Source organism: Shewanella marina JCM 15074, assembly GCF_000614975.1.
Lineage (GTDB): Bacteria > Pseudomonadota > Gammaproteobacteria > Enterobacterales > Shewanellaceae > Shewanella > Shewanella marina.
In genome coordinates this window covers 51,175-71,195 of record NZ_BALM01000007.1, presented here as the reverse complement: position 1 = coordinate 71,195, position 20,021 = coordinate 51,175, and the positions used below count along the sequence as shown (strand labels likewise).

General features: G+C 39.6%; 16 protein-coding genes and 1 pseudogene. 11 read left to right on the top strand and 6 right to left on the bottom strand.

The genetic code is table 11. The annotated features are described in order from the left end of the window. The first annotated feature begins 88 nt into the window (after positions 1–88). Positions 89–262, top strand: a complete 174-nt coding sequence (locus tag JCM15074_RS24180; protein WP_148300747.1) for a hypothetical protein — start codon at positions 89–91, stop codon at positions 260–262. 133 nt (positions 263–395) lie between these two features. Here the strand turns inward: JCM15074_RS24180 and JCM15074_RS07340 are convergent, their stop codons facing one another. Continuing rightward, entirely contained in the window at positions 396–1,346 is a 951-nt protein-coding gene (locus JCM15074_RS07340; protein WP_037469309.1) for a 1-aminocyclopropane-1-carboxylate deaminase, read from the bottom strand. A 206-nt stretch (positions 1,347–1,552) separates the two neighbouring features. Between JCM15074_RS07340 and JCM15074_RS07335 the strand changes: the two genes are divergently transcribed. Both JCM15074_RS07335 and JCM15074_RS07330 read left to right on the top strand, forming a co-directional pair. After that, on the top strand, positions 1,553–1,960 hold the full coding sequence (locus JCM15074_RS07335) for a YccF domain-containing protein (protein WP_025820613.1): 408 nt from the start codon (positions 1,553–1,555) through the stop codon (positions 1,958–1,960). Positions 1,961–2,249: 289 nt separating this feature from the next. Continuing rightward, positions 2,250–3,248 carry a cytochrome-c peroxidase gene (locus JCM15074_RS07330; RefSeq protein WP_025820612.1) on the top strand — a complete coding sequence of 333 codons (999 nt, stop codon included), beginning with the start codon at positions 2,250–2,252 and terminating at the stop codon, positions 3,246–3,248. A 43-nt stretch (positions 3,249–3,291) separates the two neighbouring features. On the opposite strand, the gene JCM15074_RS07325 is transcribed toward JCM15074_RS07330, so the two are convergent. The 4 genes and pseudogenes from JCM15074_RS07325 to JCM15074_RS07305 all read right to left on the bottom strand — a co-directional run bounded on the left by JCM15074_RS07325 (position 3,292) and on the right by JCM15074_RS07305 (position 10,382). Continuing rightward, positions 3,292–4,593 carry a hypothetical protein gene (locus tag JCM15074_RS07325; RefSeq protein WP_025820611.1) on the bottom strand — a complete coding sequence of 434 codons (1,302 nt, stop codon included), beginning with the start codon at positions 4,591–4,593 and terminating at the stop codon, positions 3,292–3,294. 188 nt (positions 4,594–4,781) lie between these two features. Continuing rightward, positions 4,782–5,162 (bottom strand): annotated as a pseudogene (locus tag JCM15074_RS23970) (DUF3418 domain-containing protein); the annotation flags it as partial. A gap of 260 nt (positions 5,163–5,422) precedes the next feature. Next, positions 5,423–7,621, bottom strand: coding sequence for an immunoglobulin-like domain-containing protein (locus JCM15074_RS07310; protein WP_025820609.1), 2,199 nt, complete (start codon positions 7,619–7,621; stop codon positions 5,423–5,425). Between the two features lie 379 nt (positions 7,622–8,000). Continuing rightward, entirely contained in the window at positions 8,001–10,382 is a 2,382-nt protein-coding gene (locus JCM15074_RS07305) for an EAL domain-containing protein (RefSeq protein ID WP_025820608.1), read from the bottom strand. A 370-nt stretch (positions 10,383–10,752) separates the two neighbouring features. Here JCM15074_RS07305 and JCM15074_RS07300 point away from each other — a divergent pair, with 370 nt between their 5' ends. From JCM15074_RS07300 to JCM15074_RS07270, 8 genes are all read left to right on the top strand, one after another. After that, positions 10,753–11,004: a YecH family metal-binding protein gene (locus JCM15074_RS07300; protein WP_025820607.1), complete on the top strand. Its 252-nt coding sequence runs from the start codon at positions 10,753–10,755 to the stop codon at positions 11,002–11,004. Positions 11,005–11,265: 261 nt separating this feature from the next. After that, complete coding sequence (gene lpdA, locus JCM15074_RS07295) at positions 11,266–13,413, top strand: dihydrolipoyl dehydrogenase (protein WP_025820606.1); 2,148 nt, start codon at positions 11,266–11,268, stop codon at positions 13,411–13,413. A gap of 16 nt (positions 13,414–13,429) precedes the next feature. Further along, positions 13,430–14,626, top strand: a complete 1,197-nt coding sequence (locus JCM15074_RS07290; RefSeq protein ID WP_025820605.1) for an ABC transporter substrate-binding protein — start codon at positions 13,430–13,432, stop codon at positions 14,624–14,626. Positions 14,627–14,634: 8 nt separating this feature from the next. Further along, complete coding sequence (locus JCM15074_RS21415) at positions 14,635–16,020, top strand: ABC transporter permease (protein ID WP_199899786.1); 1,386 nt, start codon at positions 14,635–14,637, stop codon at positions 16,018–16,020. Positions 16,021–16,049: 29 nt separating this feature from the next. Next, positions 16,050–16,319, top strand: coding sequence for a hypothetical protein (locus JCM15074_RS24550; protein WP_199899785.1), 270 nt, complete (start codon positions 16,050–16,052; stop codon positions 16,317–16,319). Positions 16,320–16,321: 2 nt separating this feature from the next. Further along, positions 16,322–16,978, top strand: a complete 657-nt coding sequence (locus JCM15074_RS07280; protein ID WP_025820604.1) for an ATP-binding cassette domain-containing protein — start codon at positions 16,322–16,324, stop codon at positions 16,976–16,978. Further along, complete coding sequence (locus JCM15074_RS07275) at positions 16,972–17,589, top strand: CDP-alcohol phosphatidyltransferase family protein (protein WP_025820603.1); 618 nt, start codon at positions 16,972–16,974, stop codon at positions 17,587–17,589. The genes JCM15074_RS07280 and JCM15074_RS07275 overlap by 7 nt, the downstream gene beginning before the upstream one ends. Positions 17,590–17,819: 230 nt before the next feature. Continuing rightward, complete coding sequence (locus tag JCM15074_RS07270) at positions 17,820–19,052, top strand: NRAMP family divalent metal transporter (protein ID WP_025820602.1); 1,233 nt, start codon at positions 17,820–17,822, stop codon at positions 19,050–19,052. Here JCM15074_RS07270 and JCM15074_RS07265 read toward each other — a convergent pair. After that, positions 19,049–19,936, bottom strand: a complete 888-nt coding sequence (locus JCM15074_RS07265) for a LysR family transcriptional regulator (protein ID WP_234400186.1) — start codon at positions 19,934–19,936, stop codon at positions 19,049–19,051. The two genes, JCM15074_RS07270 and JCM15074_RS07265, sit on opposite strands and share 4 nt — an antisense overlap. Positions 19,937–20,021 lie beyond the last annotated feature (85 nt).

The window sequence follows — 20,021 nt, the reverse complement described above, 5'->3', positions numbered from 1 at the left end:
AGTCATCTTATGCAATTTTGCTAAGGATTTTTATTGTTGAAACTTAAACACCAAACAAAGGTGTAATTTAATTTAAGGAGTGTGGCATATGTCATACAAAATGAATGGACATGAAATTGCTGTGAGTTTTCCAGTAGATTCAATATCTGTAAATAAAACATCTATCGCTTTTACAGATAAGTTAGGAAAGAATAGACAAACATTTGCAAAGCGTTCTGAAGCAATGCAATTTATGAAATGGTTATTATCGGCTAATAAATAACCTTAAAATTGATATCAACTCCTCTCATCGATATCAATCTTTTTCAGAGTTGGACTGACATTAATCAGCAATTCTGCACCATTTGAGTTAGGCTAAATCCTGCTAAGCAGTGATAGCCTAACCAAATGTAAAATCAAACTTTATCTAACCCACCATATTTACGCTGATAACGAGGCAACATCGTTTGATTGCCCAGTAATCCTCCCTGATGGATATAAATAGTAGGCTTAGCATCAGCTTGCTGTAGAAACTGTTGTAATACTATAAAGCCAACTGGATCATACAGTAACTCAAATTCAATTCCCGTGTGTCGCAACTGCTGCCACATTTGATAACACTCAGGGTAAAGCTTGCCAAAATGGTATTTTTTCGCGGAAGTGATAATTAGCGGATGATAAACCATGGTCGGATCAAGCTCTATAAACTGGGTTTTAAGGTAATCCTCCCCTCCAACACAGCTACAAGTTAATACCTCAATATCGATTCCCATTTGCATGAGAGCTTTATTTAAATAAAGTGCCGTTGTTCCTGTACCTGAAGGTAAGAACACACGCGCTTGTTTAAAGGATTGCTCAGCTAACCAATCCTTTAGTTCGGATGCTAATTGCTGTAAACCCACCTCAGCATAATGACAACGGCCCCCCTCGGGGACAAACAAGACACTGTCATCAGCATTAGCCAACACTACTTGCTCAATATAAGTTAGCGTATCGCGTTCATTGCGGTCTGGCTGCTTTGATAAATCAATGACATTAGCGCCATTGGCTAATGCTGCGCCATAATTACCAATCGGATTATCAAGAATCTGCTGCGCAATATGATCAACGTAAAAATCTAACTGCCAACCTCTAAGTTGCGCAAGTGCAGACATAGAATAGAGTGAGTTGGCTTGCGGTGAACCATAGCCAATCAAGCGCTTAATTTTAGGAAAATCATTAATCACAAAATATGCAAATTTACGGGCTTTATTACCCGAAAAGGCAGGATGTAATAAGTCATCACGTTTAATAAATAGTGAGTGGCCGTTGATGCTCATCGACTGCATAGGACTAACAGCAAACATAAAAGGTGTATCAACCATCATGAGTTATTTCGCGACAGTCTATGTGCAACACGCCAACTAGACAAACACTTTTATGTTAGTGAAATACACGACTTTTTAGCTGAATTAATCATAACACGCTGTACCACACTAAATTCAACCAATTATTTCATTTAATATCAGCAAGTTAAATAATTGGCACGATTAGTGCTTTGTAATAACCATTGCAATAATAAGGAGCACGATGCATGTCTGTTTTAAGACTAATATTTAACATTGCTTGGTTTATTCTAGGCGGTTTTGTAATGGGACTGGCTTGGTGGCTAGTCGGTTTACTCTGCTTTATTAGTATTATCGGTATTCCATTTGGTAAAGCATGTTTTGTGATGGGACAACTTTCATTTTGGCCATTTGGTAAAGAAGAAGTAAGCCGCAAAACCCTCACTGGCGAAGAAGATATTGGCACAGGATCATTAGGTATGATCGGTAATATTATCTGGTTCTTGTTGTTTGGCTTCTGGTTAGCCATTGGTCATATTTTACATGCAGTGGCTTGCTTTATCACCATCATTGGTATTCCATTTGCTATCCAGCATTTAAAATTAGCTGTATTAAGTTTAACGCCAATTGGCCGCACCATTGTCGATAAACAATAAAGCCCTATTTGTTAGCCGCATTAAGTCATTAGTGCGGTTTATTTAGATTTATCTTATTTAATTGACAAAAATGAAGCGTTATCACAAAATACAATGATAGTTAGATAAAACTCACACTTTACCACCTTTCCTATATTATTTTTCTTTATATATCCGTTAGTTGAATCACATTTACTTAATCCACAGATACGATTCAGTCAATCTAAAAGCTGTTCTATTCAAATCTTTAAATTGCTTATATTATCTTCACCATAAAGCCCTATAAAAAACAAGGTTAAGGTGAGTAAAGATGAAATTACTATCAACGATTAGCATCGCAATTCTAGCAGCGCTAGCCAGCAATCAAGCGATGAGTGCTGAGCCTATTCAAGTGATTGAAGCAGTTAAAATTACTAATCCAGAAAAAGTTGAATTAGGCAAAATGCTGTTTTTTGAACCACGTCTTTCTAAATCTGGTTTTATCTCTTGTAATTCATGCCATAACCTTGCAACGGGTGGTGTTGATGCACTTCCGACTTCTATTGGCCACAATTGGCAACAAGGCCCAATTAATTCACCAACGGTATTAAACGCTGACTATGGTATTGCCCAGTTCTGGGATGGCCGGGCAAAAGATCTAAAAGAGCAAGCTGCGGGCCCGATTGCGAATCCAAAAGAGATGGATTTTACTCATGCACTAGCAGTTGAAACAGTTGCTTCTATGCCGGCTTACCAAGCATTGTTCGCGCAAGTTTATGGTAATGATAAAGTTGATATCGACCGTATTACTGATGCTATTGCAGCATTCGAACAAACACTTGTGACCCCTAATAGTCCATTTGACCAATATTTATTAGGTAACCATAATGCCATTGATGCTGATGCCAAAGCAGGTTATCAATTGTTCAAAGATAAAGGCTGTGTCGCTTGTCATAATGGTCCGGCAGTCGGCGGCACTATGTTTATGAAGATGGGCTTAATTAAACCATTCCATACTAATAACCCTGCTGAGGGGCGTATTGCTGTAACAGGCAATCCTGCGGATAAATATGTGTTTAAAGTACCAACGCTACGTAATATCGAATTAACCTATCCGTACTTCCATGATGGCAGCGTTTGGAACCTTGCTGATGCAGTAAATACTATGGCTGATATTCAGTTAGCACAGAAATTTACACCTGAACAAACCAAGCAAATGGTCGCGTTCTTAAACTCATTAACAGGTGACCAACCACAAATTGTAATGCCAATTTTGCCACCTTCTAATAACAAGACCCCGCGTCCAGAGCCATTTGCTCAGGCCGAATAATCAATACATAGCAAAAAGCCCACTTAAAAGTGGGCTTTTTGATTTAATTTCTCGCACGAATAGTGACGCCATTAACAGTTAGTTCATCTAATGCAGAATCATTTAACCATTGACTCTCACTTTGTTGCTGAACCATTAGCAATCGATATTGTTTTAAAGTCATTTTGGTTGCTAGTGTGAGAATAAAAAAATGATGGTTACTAGACTGAAAATCACTCAATGAGTACTCTCCATCACCTAACTGAATATTTGGTATTTCACCAGTAGCGGGCCCTTCCACCGTCCAATTAGTTTCTTTTCTGCTATCATGAACACTATAAGCAACTAAGCTAGATTTATCATAAATATGACTAAAATCATAATTATAGGGAAGACTGCCCATCTCTATCTGAGTTTTCAAGTTATTAATATCAAAGGTTTGAATAATCGGTGTAACATAATCATCTAATTCTGTGCCAGTTTTAATTCGTAATCGATTAGATTGAAAAAAATCACCATCATATTGATTAATATCAACTACATGATAATAAGGGGCTGATGGATAAACAAAATGTGAAACTTCAACATCATGATAACTGTTATCAAAAATTGAATATACTTCATGGGCCGTTGCTAACGACACAAAAGGACTCGTCAATGATTCAAAAACAATTCTATCTTCACCCGAGTGCATAACCTTGATACCATCATAGATAAAATCATCTATATCAGGTGTTAACTGATTTTTTCCAATCGCACTAATCACTGCTGCTTTTGAACTAGCACCATCAATTGTAGTTAATATTAGTGGTACTAAATCGTCATCATTACATTCAAAAATCTCTATTTCAGTCAACTCTGTTTCTGCTAAATTAATACGATGATTATCTATTTCTAATAAATAAGAAGCGGCATCTGATTTTAATGATGATATATTAAGATTAATTTCACGACATCCCTCTTCACCGTAGCTACGATCTGAAAAATAAAATTTCCCTAAATTTTGAGCTGAAACATTTAAAAATGTTTTAATCTCAGGAGAACTCATTAGTCTATTATTAATTATGTATTTAGATTGACCAACAACCGTGATATGAGCAGCATTATCAGGCCACTCAAAACTATAATAACCATCATAATTGGGAGTGTGGCGTGCGATAGCTTCACCCTGTTGATTATGCACAACTACGGATGTTTCAGTATTAGCTGCTATTCCTATATTATCTACAGAATATAACGTTGTTAATTCGACTTTGTTTGATTGAGCTAAATTTTCATTTACAGACTCATTCGTTGAATTATTATCGCTACCGCCACAGCCATACACTAAAACGCATGACCATAATAAAAGTATTATTCTATACATTTATTTCTCCAAAATAGAAGTATTAATTTTCATCCTCAATTAACATAACAACATTGCTAATCACATACCGATTTTTATATAAAAGTTTATATTTTTAAACTAAAACAAATAACAACATTTAACCAGCATAATTTTACCAATAATAAAAAAACCGCATACAGCTGTTTTTTTTATACTAAAGTCTATATTTACACTTCATTCAACTGATTAACGATACGTTTTCCAGAGATTAAATAAGCGATGCCTGATATTAATGCAAAACAAGAAATACGATATTCCTCAATCATCCAACGGGCGTCTAATAACACCTGCGGTGTAGGTGCCAACTTAGGGACTTTATTGAGCTTTTCTTGTAACAGTTGCTACACTTTAGCAATGCTGGTCATATGTAAGCGATCACGGGTTGGATCAACCGGTAATTTATCTAAACGAGTAATAATCCCTTTTAAATAACGGCTAATATCAGCTAAACGCTGCCAGCCACAAGCTTCAACAAAGCCTTTATAAACCAAGTGTTCAAGCTGGGTTTGAATGTCACTCATCGCAAAAGCGATATCAAGGCTAATCTTGATAAAGCAAGCCAGACGGCCTTCTGTACAAGCAATGAATGTTCTATTCATTCTGAATCGATAGCCTCCATAACAGAATCATAAGGCCACTTTCTTCAACAGACTCATGAACTAACTCAAGCTCTAGCGCAAACATAAAAAAATCCCCACCTGAGTACTGGTAGGGATTATCAATCATCAGCAAGATCGTTCATGTATCTTAAACGAACGGCATTATACTTTTAAGTGGCTTTGTCATATGACTAATCTATCGATTTACTTTATAGCTTATCCCAAGCATCTGCCCAATATTGGCTTGCTGCAGGTGCATAAGCAGGACTTGCACACCAAGCTGTGTATGGCCATGGTTTACATTGATAAACTTGACCGTCAGCGCCTAACACTTGATCACCCGCTTGATAGGCTTTACCTGCTTCATAAGCTGGAATATCACCGACTGGTGGCAATGGCGGCTCAACAGTGTCATCAGCGACTAAGTTAAACTGAGCACGCTTTTCAAACTTATCAGTGCTTGAAGTGGCGATAACACGAATAGAATATTGACCCGCTTCCACATTAACAAGGGTTAAGTTGATTGCTTGTTTACCTGTTACTTGAGCTGAATAGTCAGCACCTGTTACTGGGTAACCCATTTGGTCAATAATATCGATTTCAACTTGACTGGTTTGATTCACTTCAATATGTAAATTCAGTGTCGCTTGACCATCAGCTAATTTATATTCAGCTTGTAAGCCTGTGAATGTCACTTGGTAATCAGCCTCTGGCTCACCACCACAATCACTATCACCAACGGATTTCCAAACGCCCCACTCACCTGTGGTACCCGGCTCGTCACCTTGAGTCCACCAGCCAGCTTGCCATGTTTTACCGTTATGGCTTACTTTATCGCCTTCAATATAAGTCTTAGTTTTATTCCAAGCATTTGGGCAAACAATAGAGCCATCATTGACAGTCACAATACGCTTGGCGGTGGCGGTTTGTCCCGCACTATCAGTCACGCTATATACTAAGCTGTAGTTACCGACTACATCAGTATTTACAGTACCTGATACTTGAATATCTGCGGTTAAGTTACCATCTTCGGCATCGGTTGCACTCACACCGTTAAGCGGATCAAACTGTTCGCCTAGCTTAATTTGGGTATTGGTCACCCCCATTAATTCTGGTAGTGCACTGTAAACGGTCACTGTGCGTGGCTGTTTGGTTTCATTGTTATCAGTATCAATCACTGAATAGACTAAAATCGTGTCGCCAATGGCTGCAGTATTAACATCGCCTTCAACCTGGATCTGCGCGGTCAAATCACCATCTTCTTTATCAATAGCACTCACGCCCGCTAATGGGTCGAAACTCGCATTATGGGCAACACGGATATTGCTTAGACCAGTAAATGTTGGTTTACCTAGTTCTGGAATAGGTGGCATTTGGCTATGAATATAAGGACCATAGCGCTTAATAAACTCACTATTATAATTTTGCCCCGCTGCGTTGCGGCCGATATCCCAGTTAATTGACCAAGTCATCACACCACGTAAGGGTTGACCTTGCTGTTTTAACTGCTCAAATGCATTAATTAATTGCTTAGGTTCTACAACATAACCCGTCGCCGCAGCATCAATGTTGGTTGGAATACCAAACACTAACTTATCGTGTGGGATCTTATGGAAGCCACGGGTACCATTGATTAATGAGTCTGAAATATAATAGATAAACTCTTGCTTTAAGCCGTCATTATTTTGCGATACCCAAGCATTAAGTTCATCAACCCAGATACCATCACCGCCTTGATTGTAAAATTGTGGGTTAATCCAGTCGTAGTAACCTGCTAAACGCTCAATATAAGGCACATATTTATCGCCAGCTTTTAAATATGGGAACTCAGGTGCCATAGTGATTAAGAAGTTTTTGCCCTGCGCCCGATAATGATCTTTCACCATCTTTAATGCTTCAGGAATAACCCATTGATTATCTGCTGCGGTAATAGCCGCTTGCTCTAAATCGATATCTAACCCATCAAAGCCGTAAATATCGGTTAAACGAATCACTTCATCGGCAAATGCTTGCTCGTCACCACGTTTTAATTCGATATGCGCATCAGCGCCACCAAGTGCTAGCAATACTGCACGCCCTTGTTGATTTAAGGTTTGAATTTGATTAATAAACTCAGCTTCTGACAGGCCAATTTGAGGATCTAACTTAAAGGTTGGAATACGATCTTCATTGGTATCGTATACTTTCATAAAAGAAACGTCGACCACGTTATACATAGGGTCGGTTGCTTCAAGCGTCATACAAGGGGCAATCCCCCCTTTATAACCACTGCCATCACACCAGTTATGCCAATAACCAACGACAACACCGCCCTCAGGATTAACCATTTCATCGGCCAATGAAGGAGCCATAAAGCCTGCACTCATTAGACCTAGTGCAATAGCATGATGTTTAATATTTTTTAGCATTAATATCACTCAAATAAGATGTCAAAATTGCGGATATGTATATAAATACAATATTTAACTTATGATAATGATATTAAAATAAAAATATAAACCTTAATTAATTGGGAGTTGACTCACAGAAAAAATGTTTAATAAAACATTATTAAACATAACTATTATAGTTTTACTTTATCTTTAATATTAACCAAACAAGTGTAGCGTTTACTGATACGCCTGTTAATTTCAAATATTAAGTTATCTTCTATTAATTTAAATTAATTAAACTTTATTTGCTGTGATATATATTAAAGTTATCGGGATTCAAAAATAATAGTTTATGCTTAGTTCTTATTCATTTTACTCGGTTTTTGATACAAAAAAATACAAGCATTAAGGCTTATTAATTTATAGTACATGCCGATAATGCTTTGGGACAATGGCCCACCATACCCACTAATTTTTCAGGTTCTACACCAGCAGACATCAAAAATCCTTGTCCAAATTGACAGTTAAGCGCCTGCATATGTTGATATTGATAACGCGTTTCAATGCCCTCCGCCACAGTCTTAATCCCAAGAGAATCTGCTAACGATAAAATGGTTTTGATAATAATTGCACTATGTTTACCCTGCTCAATACTATTAATAAATGATTGATCAATTTTCAATACATCAAAATGGTACTGTGCTAAGTAACTGAGTGATGAATAACCCGTACCAAAATCATCTAAAGATAAGGTTAACCCCATTTGTCTAAATGCCATCATTGTTTGTTTTGTTTCTTTTACAGATGAAACAACCGTTTGTTCTGTTACTTCAATACACAACATAGTTAATAAACTAGCATATTGACAGTAATATTGTTGCAGTTGTCTTAATAACTCGGGACTATTAAATCCTGCACCTGAAATATTAATACTTAATTTAAATTGAGGCGGCAATATTGTCTGATATGCTAATAAAAACTCAATAGCACAATCAACCACATAATTATCTAATCGATTTAATAATCCCGCTTGTTCAAATGCAGGTAAAAAGACCGCCGGAGAGATCATGCCCTGCTCTGGATGATGCCAACGGATTAAAGCTTCAGCAGCACAAACGGTATCAGTCTGTAAATTGATGATAGGTTGAAAAACTAACTTGAGTTGTCGTTGACTCACTGCATCATTAAAGGCCGATTGTAACTGATAACCACTCATTTGGCTGTCAACACAACCATTATAAAAAGCAAATTGCTGACGGCCATTCATTTTGGCCTGTTGCATGGCATCATCGGCTTGTAACAATAATGGTCGCTTACTAATTGCATCAGCATCAAAACAGGCTATCCCAATACTGATAGACGCCTTAATGGTGTGCTTACCGACCTCAAATGGAGACTCAAACCGTTTTAATAGATTAGTGGCAATTTTTTTGACTTCTGCTCGAGCATTTAACGGCTTAATTAAAATAGCAAACTCATCACCGCCTAAACGACACAAGGTATCATTAGTGCGTAAACACTTTTGTATTCGCTTGGCTATTTCAACCAATAACTCATCACCAATAGTTTGACCAAATTTATCGTTAATCCATTTAAAGCGATCAACATCCACATACAACACAGCAATACCGGCAATCGTATCTGACTGTACACTTAACATGGCATTTTCGACACGATCAACAAACAATAATCGATTCGGTAATTTAGTTAATGGATCATGCAGGCTTAAAAACGCATTATCGTAACTTGACTCCATTCGTTGTAGTGCATTACCAATATGTTTAGCCGCAAATTGTAAAATTTGAATATCGTTACGTTGAAATTGATAGGCATCTTGATAACTTTGTAATACCAGCATGCCCTGAGTACCGCTATAACTAAATGGGATCGCTAACCATTGTGTTAACTGTTGCTGACGTTGTGATTCTGCGGCGGGCAAAATATCAAATAGTTGCTCAGACTCAAGTAAAATATCGCTATTAGTGCTACGCGCATAATTTAATAATAACTGCTGAGTTTCGCCTAAATTAGGTGCTAACTGTTGCTGATAACTCAGGCTTTGCTGTTGATCATACAAACATTGCCATTGTTCTTCAGTTTCAAAAAACTGCGCGATATAGCAATGCTTCGCATAAGTTAATTGATTTAAATGCTGTTGTAATTTTTGATAAAAATCTTTCATCGAATTAGATTTAAAAATAAGATCAGCAATATCAAAAAGTGAGTCTTGAATTTTACAACTGTATTCCAATTGACCTATCGTTTGATTAAGTTCGGTAAGAATTTTAGCTTTATTGATTTTAGTGGCGGCAATGGTACCAATTGCGCATAAACTGCGAAGATGTTGCTGATTATAAAAACCTTTATCGGGATGTTCTGAATCAATAACACCCAATAGTTTGTCATCAACCATCATAGGTACAGCTAACTCAGATAAACGAAACTCATCGTCAAGAATATAACCAGGGAAAAGGCGGGTGTCGTCAACTAATACCGCTTTTTTAGTTTGCGCCACTTTACCAACAATACCCTCACCCAGCTTAATCTGAATTGGATCAAGAATATTGGTGCCATAAGGATTTTTATTGCCATAAGTCGCCACTTGATTAAGCACGCCCTGTTGCTCATCTAATAGATAAATGACCACATCTTCAAAACCAAATTCAGAGATTACATTTTTGGCGAGGTACCATAAGATATCTTCAATGCTGCTTACCGCGGCCATATTGACGGCAAACTCACTGACAATTCTCAAGTAATCAGCCTCAATACCTTGCAGATGAAGCTTCTTGCTCATGCAACCTCCATGTAATATTTACCGCTTCAACAATGCTAAAATCATCGTAACAAGATACTGCTAGAACAATGCTAAAATCATCGTAACAAGATACTGCTAGAACAATGCTAAAATCATCGTAACAAGATACTGCTAGAACAATGCTAAAATCATCGTACAAGATACTGCTAGAACAGTGTTTACTTGTATAAAAATATCAAACTATCATTAACTTAGCCAATATTAAATTATTTCCAATCTAAAGTATGACGGGCTATATAGGGTTAACTAGAATAAAGATGTATTTAAAATATGATTTATTGGTTTACATCAATAAATCGGTTACTTAAAAGCAGTAGTATTGCTCGCTCAAAAAAACTTAGGAATATTTATGTCTATTAATCCCAATAGCTATCATGGCCACGACATCCTTAACCTCATTATGGAAGCGTCGCCAGCTTTTACAATTGCCACATTAAAGGCTTATGTTGAGCAACATCTTGGTGATAATGCCACTTTCTATACCTGCAAATTACAAAATTTATCTATTGATGCATTATTAGAATTTTTAATCAGTCGTGAAAAAGTCATTGTTGATGGTGATGTGTTACGTACCAATCTTGCTAACATGTGCCAGCACTAGCTCTTCACCGCTTTCATCAATAATGTCCAAATAAGCTCCTTTCATTGGAGCCTTATTGACTTTGAATTTATCACTAAACTCCTATTCAACTATCCCCATCACCACAACTGTTCAAAATTTACCCAAATCGCAATAAAATCATAAATTTGTGAAATATTTAAACGATATTAAAGGTCTTAGATATACAGCCGAGTAACAGCTGTATTAATCTTATGTACAAGCAAGCCTCAAATCATTACGAGTAAGCAGCAAAGGACCATCATGAAAACAAAAAAATTATTACTGCTATTAGTGCTTATGGGCATTATTGCTTTATGGTTCTCTTTTGATGCCAACCAATATTTAACCCTCGACTTCATTAAAGCCGAGCAGCAAATGTTGCAACAATATATCAGCCAACAAACTTTGGTCGCTTATATCGTCTTTTTTGCCATTTATATCATTGTTACGGGCTTATCTCTGCCGGGGGCAGCCATCTTAACCCTACTTGGTGCAGCCTTGTTTGGCTTTTGGCCCAGCCTCATTATTGTTTCATTTGCCAGCACTATTGGTGCTACATTGGCCTTTATTATTAGCCGCTATATTTTACGTGATTGGGTACAAGCTAAATTTGGGCAGCGTTTAGAGACTATCAATAACGGCATAAAAAAAGAGGGCATAGCTTATCTATTTAGTCTGCGCCTAATTCCTATTTTTCCGTTTTTCCTGGTTAACTTGTTGATGGGATTAACCCCAATTAACACTCGTACTTTTTTCTGGGTCAGTCAGCTCGGTATGTTGCCAGCAACAGCCATTTTTACCAATGCCGGCAGCCAATTAGGTAATATCAGCAGCATATCTGAAATCATTTCCGCACCAGTATTGTTCTCTTTAGTCTTGTTAGGGCTCTTCCCTATCATAATCAAAATAGTAATGGCCTACATTGCACGGCAGAAGTGCTATCGAGCATGGCCAAAACCGCGCTCATTCGATCAAAATCTCGTGGTCATTGGTGCCGGAGCTGGCGGGCTCGTCAGTGCTTATATTGCTGCGGCCGTAAAAGCTGAGGTAACCATTATTGAGCGCCACAAAATGGGCGGAGATTGTTTAAATACCGGCTGCGTTCCTTCAAAAGCTTTAATCAGAGCCGCTCATAGCGCTGCAGAAATTCGACATGCTAAACCACTAGGCATAGATGCAACCCTCAATGCGGTTGATTTTGCTCAAGTGATGAACCACATTCGCCAAGTGATCAGCAAAATCGAACCCCATGATTCAATTGAGCGTTATCAAAAATTAGGGGTTAATTGCATCACTGGCGAGGCCAAGATCGTGTCGCCTTGGGCAGTTGAAGTTAATGGTAAAACGATTACTAGTCGCAATATTATTATCGCTACTGGCGCCAAACCATTAGTCCCTAACATTGAGGGGCTATCACTGGTCAACTACCTTACTTCAGACACTGTATGGCAATTACAACAGCAGCCCAAACGATTATTGATTTTGGGCGGCGGCCCTATCGGTTGTGAACTGGCACAAAGCTTTAGCCGTTTAGGCTCAAAAGTCACCTTAGTGGAAATGGCAGATCAACTATTAATCCGTGAAGATAATGAAGCTGCAGAGCTTGTGGCACAACATCTACAACAAGATGGTGTTAATATTTTACTCGAACACAAAGCCATACGATTTGAAATAGATAACAATCAAGTTGAACAAACACAGCGAGTTATTTTAAGCCACCAACAGCAACAAATCAGCATTGAGTTTGATGCGGTCATATTGGCTTTAGGTCGTGTCGCTAATGTGTCAGGTTTTGGGCTTGAACAGCTTGGGGTTAACATTACCCCACGCGGTACCATTGCGGTGAATCAATATCTACAAACCAATTTACCCAATATCTATGCGGTAGGTGATGTGGCAGGTCCTTATCAACTCACTCACGCAGCAGCTCATCAAGCATGGTACGCCGCAGTAAACAGTTTATTTGGCCAATTTAAACACTTCAAAGCTGATTACTCGGTGCTGCCAGCAGTGACCTATACCGCGCCTGAGTTAGCCCGTGTCGGGCTTAATGAAAAAGAAGCGCAAGCTCAAGGCATTACTTATGAGGTATACCGTTATCAACTCAATGATTTAGATCGTGCCATTGCCGATAACCACGACTATGGTTTTATCAAAGTATTGACCGCTAAAAATAGCGACAAGATATTAGGTGTCACGATTGTTGGTCATCATGGTGGTGAGCTATTAGCAGAATTTACCCTTGCGATGCGTCATAACCTGGGTCTCAATAAAATTCTTGCTACAATTCATCCCTATCCCACCATGAGTGAAGCAGCCAAGTACACCGCAGGCGTTTGGAAACAAGCCAATGCACCACAAAAACTGCTGACATGGGTTGCTCGTTACCATCGCTGGATGCGTCAATAAAAGGTTATCTGTTTACATGAAAAAATTAGCGGCAATTTATCAAATCGTGGTTAGCCTCAGCTTACTTGTCAGTGTTGCTGCTTATGGGGCAGAAGCAACAACACTGAAGCAAGCAACGTGGTCACAAATCCTGACCCAAGCCAAAGGCCAAACCGTTTATTTTAATGCTTGGGGCGGTAGCCAAGAGATTAATGATTATCTATTGTGGGCCAATAAGCAGCTAGAGCAACAATATGGTGTCACCTTAAAGCAGGTAAAAGTCACTGATATTGCCGAAACCACACAACGTTTATTGGCTGAAAAATCAGCTAATAAGAATCGTAATGGCAGCGTTGATATGGTTTGGATAAATGGTGAAAACTTTGCATCAATGAAAAAGTATAACTTGCTGTACGGCCCTTTTATCCAGCAACTGCCTAATTGGCAAATGGTCAATCAAGCGTTACCTGTCACCACTGATTTTACGCAAGCAACCGAGGGATTGGAAGCACCATGGGGCGTAGGTCAATTAGTGTTTATTTACGATAAACAAACCTTAGCAAAGCCACCTAAAAGCTTTGCTGAATTACTCACATTTGCGCAAGCTCATCCGGGTAAAATTAGTTACCCAAAACCGCCGGAATTTCATGGCACCAGTTTTTTAAAAGCTGCGTTATTGGAATTAACTGCAAATAACTCGGTGCTGTATCACCCCATTAAACTACCTGAGCAGCAAGCACTGTTTGATAGCACCACCGCGCCACTCTGGCACTACTTAGATAAACTCAATGCCGTTGCTTGGCATCAAGGCAAACAGTTTCCCAACAGTGCCGCACAAACGATTCAACTACTTGATGATGGCCAACTGTTACTGGCACTCACCTTTAACCCTAATGCAGCTCTTGCTGCAATTGAGCAAGGTAATCTCACCGAATCCGCCACCACCTACGCATTTAATGCAGGTGCGTTAACTAACATCCATTTTTTAGCAATTCCGTGGAATGCCAATGCTAAAGCAGGCGCATTAGTGGCCATAAACTTTCTAATGAGCCCAGCTGCACAGGCACATAAAGCAGATACGACCTTGTGGGGCGATCCGACCATTTTAAAAGCCAGTGCTTTTAACAAAATGAGCCATCATCAGCACTTTAGCCTCTATCCAAGCCAAGCTGAACCCGATCCGAGTTGGGGCAATGCCATTGCACAAGCTTGGTTAGCCCGTTATAACCACTGAGCACAATAATGCGACTCAAGCTTATGGTGACACTCACCCTACTGCTCTTTATCGCACCATTATTGGTCGGTTTCGGCGGCGTGATTGCACCTGCATTTTCATGGTTACCAGTGCTAGGTTTACAGCAACTGTCATTCAATGGTTGGCTACAAATGCTGGCATGGCCGGGATTAAGCCACTCATTGCTGTTAACCTTATTTACCGGTTTAGGCAGTACCTTATTGGCGTTATGTTGGTGCTTTATCATTTTAAAACAATGCTGGCACAGTCAATATTGGTTCAAAATAGAGCGTCTATTAGTCCCTGTATTAGCCATGCCCCATGTCGCGTTTGTACTCGGGTTAGTGTTAACCTTTAGCGCCAATGGCTGGCTGGCTCGAATATTACATCATCTCGGTTTCAGTCAACATCTGTACCCCAGTGTCATCCATGATAGCTATGGCATCGGTTTATTACTCACCTTAGCAATCAAAGAAACCCCTTTTTTATTGCTGATGAGCATGGCGGTACTGCAACAGCTTAACATCAAACAACTGCAGCAAGTGGCGGCGAGTCTAGGCTATAACCCGCAGCAAACTTGGTTCAGATTGATTTTACCTTTATGGTTACCCAAACTAAGGCTAGCAATATATGCCGTCACAGGTTACAGCCTTGCGGTTGTCGATGTGGCATTGATTATTGGTCCTAATCAACCGAGCACCTTCGCAGTGCTTGTGTGGCAATGGTTTAATGAACCTAACCTTGAGTTGTTACCTCGCGCCGCCGCTGGCGCTATGCTTCTGCTGTTATTAACTGCTGCCATTATCATACTGTTGCGCTTCATTGAATGGTTGTTAATAAGCTATTGTAACCAATGGCAATACCGAGGAGTAACGGCAAACGTTAAAATACATAATAAGACAGGCTCAAATCACCGCATCGCGATAAAACTCAGCCAAGCCTTATTACTATTCCCCCTATTGATGTTACCCACATTAGCAATTTGGTCTGTGGCGCAACGGTGGCGTTTTCCGGATCTATTCCCCAGTCGTTATAGCTGGCGCTTTTGGCAACAACAATTGGAACCGCTGCAAAGCTTAATGACTAATAGCCTTATTTTGGCATTAATCAGTAGCCTTAGCGCCATCATACTGGCGATTGTGTGTCTCGAATATCGGCAGAAATATCAACGTGGATTAAGCCCTTGGTTAATCACCGTGCCGATGATTGCACCGCAAATCTCATTATTGTTTGGCATGCAAACGCTTATCTATACTTTACCCGGTCAACATTACTGGCTATGGCTCAGTTGGAGCCATTGGTTATATGTTTTCCCTTATGTCTATTTAGCCTTAGATGGCGCATGGCGCAGTTATGATGTACGTTTAGATCAAACTGCACGTAGCTTGGCCTAACGGGTTGGCAAACTTGGTGGCAAGTTAAAATGCCACAAATGCACAGTGCATTATGGTTTGCCTTTGCCATGGGATGCAGTGTGAGTTTGGCGCAATATTTACCCACTCAAATGTTAGGCGCTGGCAGAATAACCACCCTTACCACGGAAGCCGTAACCTTAGCCAGTGGCCAAGATCGCCGAGTCAGCGCCATTTATGGCTTATTACAGGGTTTATTACCCTTTGCTTTATTTGCATTCGCGATGATAATGGCCAAAAGCCGTTATTCATCATCTCACTCACCTTCACAAGAGCGATAACTATGGCACTATCTGTGTCGCAATTAACCATTCAAGATCAACAAGGTTTACTGCATATAGGCCCTTTTAACTTCAATATTGAAGCGGGCCAAATATTAACCTTAATGGGCGCTAGCGGTAGTGGTAAATCGACCTTATTAAATGCCATTGCTGGCCATTTACCGCCATCTTTTAGTTATGACGGCCAAATATTATTGCAGCAGCAATGCCTCAATACTGTGCCGCCTCATTTGCGTCGTATCGCCATTTTATTTCAAGATGATCTGTTATTTCCGCATCTGAACATTTGGCAAAACTTGGCTTTCGCTATTCCCAGATCAGTGACAGGCAAAGCTCGCAAAGAACGTGCACTTAAAGTGCTTAAACAGCTTAATTTAATTGAACTACAAAACAGCTATAGTGCACAAATCTCAGGCGGTCAACGTGCAAGGATCAGTATGATGCGCCTGTTATTATCCCAGCCTAAAGCCATCTTATTAGATGAGCCTTTCAGTAAACTCGATAAAAATTTGCGCTATGATTTTCGACAATTTGTATTTGAGCAAATACAACTACAGCAGATCCCCGCATTAATGGTGACCCATGATGATGCCGACATTCCAGTAAATGGCAGCGTAATTACGTTAAACCCAAAGCCGCAACAAGGAAATCTATGTTAGACCGCTATACCATTCAAATCATTAAACACCCTTTAACCAGCTTAGCGACAATCGCTATACGTTGTGGCATGAGTGCTAATCAAGTGACCGTAATGGGTTTTGCTATTGGTTTATTGGCTTTGCCAGCATTGGCATTTGAGTACTATGGACTGGCTTTACTTTTGATTGGGTTAAATCGATTATTCGATGGCATTGATGGCGCAGTGGCACGGCAACAAGGTATCACTGATGCGGGTGGATTTTTAGATATTAGCCTTGATTTTCTATTTTACTCATTAGTCCCATTTGGCTTTGTATTAGCCGCTCCTGCCGCTAATGCAGTAGCGGGCGCTTTTCTCATATTTTCATTTATTGGCACAGGCACCAGTTTTTTAGCTTTCGCGGTGATGGCCAGTAAACGCAATATAGAGAACCCAATCTACCGCCATAAGTCACTGTATTACATTGGCGGTCTTACCGAAGGTACAGAAACCATTTTCTGTTTTGTACTATTTTGCTTATTGCCACAACATTTTGCGACAATTGCATGGATATTTGGCGGCTTATGTTGGATAACCACGGCTAACCGTATTTGGGCTGGCTATCAAACATTAAATACCCACAAAGAGTGACTTGTGTCACATTTCTATTTTAATAGACACAACAAAGATCGCAATTTAAGCCCCATTATAAATAAATCATAGACTCTGACTCGCCATAGGTCTATAGTCCGCCGCGATGAAAAATTAGTGATTACTCACTGATTTTTCAATAAAATTTGTAAATCAATTTAGCGCGACTGTTTCTAACAGTTGTGTTTCTTTTTTTCTAAAAGAAGAAGCACAATTATTTTGGAAAAAACATGTCTAGCACCCACGAACAAGCAACTCCATCCAATTTAGCTACCACCTCTGATAGCAATAAGAAAGCCATGTTAAGTGTCGCCTTCTTAATGGCAACCACTTCTGTCGGCCCCGGTTTTTTAACGCAAACAACTGTATTTACCAATCTTTATAAAATAGATATGGCTTTTCCTGTATTGGCTTCTATTTTTATCACCTTTGGCATCGTCATGAATTTATGGCGCATTGTGGGTGTATCAGGTCTTAGAATCCAAGATATTGCCAATAAAGTGGCCCCCGGATTAGGTTACGTTGTAGGTATTTTACTGGCACTAGGCGCAGTCGCTTTCAACTTCGGTAATATCAGTGGTTCAGCGCTTGGCTTACAAGTCATTACCGGAGTAGATACACTTTGGGGAACGCTCTTTACAGGCGTTATCGGCTGTATCTTATTTTTAGCGCACAATGCTTCTAAAAGAATGGATCAAATGGCGCGTTACTTAGGCTTACTGATGATAGTCATGATTGCCTATGTTGCGATGACCTCATTGCCGCCGTTAGCGCCAACTGTCGCCGCAGCCTTTATGCCTACCGATATCAGCTCATTATTGCTACCAACGCTGACCATTGTCGGTGGTGCTGTCGGGGGTTATTATACTGGCGCGCAACGCTTAGTTGATATTGGTTTACAAGGTGAAAAGCAGCTTAAAAACATTAGCCAAGCCGCTTGGATGGGCATTAGTATCGCTGTCATTATTCGAATTTTACTGTTTTTAGCGGTACTAGGCGTTATTGTACAAGGCGTGACGTTAGATCCTGCTAATCCTGCCGCAGACGCATTTCGCCAAGGTGCTGGACAATGGGGCTATCATATTTTTGGACTCGTATTATTTGTTGCTTCAATCACCTCGGTAGTTGGCAACTCATACATGGCCATCTCGTTAATTAAAACCTTATTCCCAACCGTTGCCCGTAATGAAAAATACTGGTGCGTTGGCTTTATCCTACTCACCACATTAGGCACTGTCTGCATCAATATGCCAATTATGCTATTAATGCTAGCAGGCTTAGTAAACAGTATTATTTTACCTGTAGTATTGAGTGTGATTCTATACGCCAGTCGCCGTGTAGACATTATTGGTCAATATCGCCATCCAATCTCATTAACCCTTATCGGTGCCATCATTGTAGTAGTAATGGCGATTGGTTCTGTCAATAGTATTTCTGGCTTTATAAGTCGCTTTATTAGCTAATTATCAATGCTGCCAAACTCCGCTAGGCACAGTTGCAAAAATGCACTGGCCTGCGGAGAAAGATGACGATCAAGCGAACTAAAAATACCTATTTGTCGCTCAATCGCAGGCGTTAATAAAGGAACCCATTGCAATTGACTATTGTCCGTTGGAAATGCCAATTTGGGTAATGTAGTTACGCCAAGATTAAGCTCTAACATTGAGACCAATGAGGTAATATTTTCAACCCGATATTTAGCCTGTTCAGTTAACATAGCCGCTGGCGTAGCGGCGAGTAACCGACTGGTGCCATTACTAATAAAATTATGCCGACTAATCTGCTGCCAATGTACACCTTCTGTTTTAATGGCTAATGGATGCTGCCGCTGACAAACGAGACCGATGGGATCACTAAATAAAGGGATAAATTGAATATGTTGCTCATCTCTATGTGAGCAGTTACCTAATGCTAAATCCACCTCTCCTGCTAGTAAGCGCTTTTCAACGCCAAGGGCATTATCATCCACCAGAGACACCTGTACTTGTGGATATTGTTCACTAAAACGCACCAACAATTGCGGCATCAATTTAGCGGCAACCGATGGCACAGAGGCGATCTTGAGTTGCCCCAGTTGGCCTTTAGCGGCAGCACGTAAATCGGTATCCAACGCCTGATATAAACTCAAGAACTGATTTACCATAGGTAAGCAAACCTCACCATAAGGGGTTAACTTAGCTTTATGACCACTTTCGAATAGCGCTTGCCCTAAGATTTTTTCTAACTCTTTGACCGCGGTAGAAAGTGCGGCTTGTGAACGGTTAGCGGTATCAGAGGCTGCTCTAAAACCGCCTTTTTCTGCAACCAATGAAAAATATCTAAGTTGTTGTAATTTAATATCCATCATTACTCACCTTTATTTTCTACATTATATTTACCACTCTACTTAAATTTGATAAAAAAAACTTATCAATTGTAAAAAATAAAGCGTT

Coding starts and splice junctions, on each gene's coding strand:
- JCM15074_RS24180 (WP_148300747.1), top strand. CDS start 89: ATGTCATACAAAATGAATGGACATGAAATTGCTGTGAGTTTTCCAGTA.
- JCM15074_RS07340 (WP_037469309.1), bottom strand. CDS start 1,346: ATGATGGTTGATACACCTTTTATGTTTGCTGTTAGTCCTATGCAGTCG.
- JCM15074_RS07335 (WP_025820613.1), top strand. CDS start 1,553: ATGTCTGTTTTAAGACTAATATTTAACATTGCTTGGTTTATTCTAGGC.
- JCM15074_RS07330 (WP_025820612.1), top strand. CDS start 2,250: ATGAAATTACTATCAACGATTAGCATCGCAATTCTAGCAGCGCTAGCC.
- JCM15074_RS07325 (WP_025820611.1), bottom strand. CDS start 4,593: ATGTATAGAATAATACTTTTATTATGGTCATGCGTTTTAGTGTATGGC.
- JCM15074_RS07310 (WP_025820609.1), bottom strand. CDS start 7,621: ATGCTAAAAAATATTAAACATCATGCTATTGCACTAGGTCTAATGAGT.
- JCM15074_RS07305 (WP_025820608.1), bottom strand. CDS start 10,382: ATGAGCAAGAAGCTTCATCTGCAAGGTATTGAGGCTGATTACTTGAGA.
- JCM15074_RS07300 (WP_025820607.1), top strand. CDS start 10,753: ATGTCTATTAATCCCAATAGCTATCATGGCCACGACATCCTTAACCTC.
- lpdA (WP_025820606.1), top strand. CDS start 11,266: ATGAAAACAAAAAAATTATTACTGCTATTAGTGCTTATGGGCATTATT.
- JCM15074_RS07290 (WP_025820605.1), top strand. CDS start 13,430: ATGAAAAAATTAGCGGCAATTTATCAAATCGTGGTTAGCCTCAGCTTA.
- JCM15074_RS21415 (WP_199899786.1), top strand. CDS start 14,635: ATGCGACTCAAGCTTATGGTGACACTCACCCTACTGCTCTTTATCGCA.
- JCM15074_RS24550 (WP_199899785.1), top strand. CDS start 16,050: ATGCCACAAATGCACAGTGCATTATGGTTTGCCTTTGCCATGGGATGC.
- JCM15074_RS07280 (WP_025820604.1), top strand. CDS start 16,322: ATGGCACTATCTGTGTCGCAATTAACCATTCAAGATCAACAAGGTTTA.
- JCM15074_RS07275 (WP_025820603.1), top strand. CDS start 16,972: ATGTTAGACCGCTATACCATTCAAATCATTAAACACCCTTTAACCAGC.
- JCM15074_RS07270 (WP_025820602.1), top strand. CDS start 17,820: ATGTCTAGCACCCACGAACAAGCAACTCCATCCAATTTAGCTACCACC.
- JCM15074_RS07265 (WP_234400186.1), bottom strand. CDS start 19,936: ATGATGGATATTAAATTACAACAACTTAGATATTTTTCATTGGTTGCA.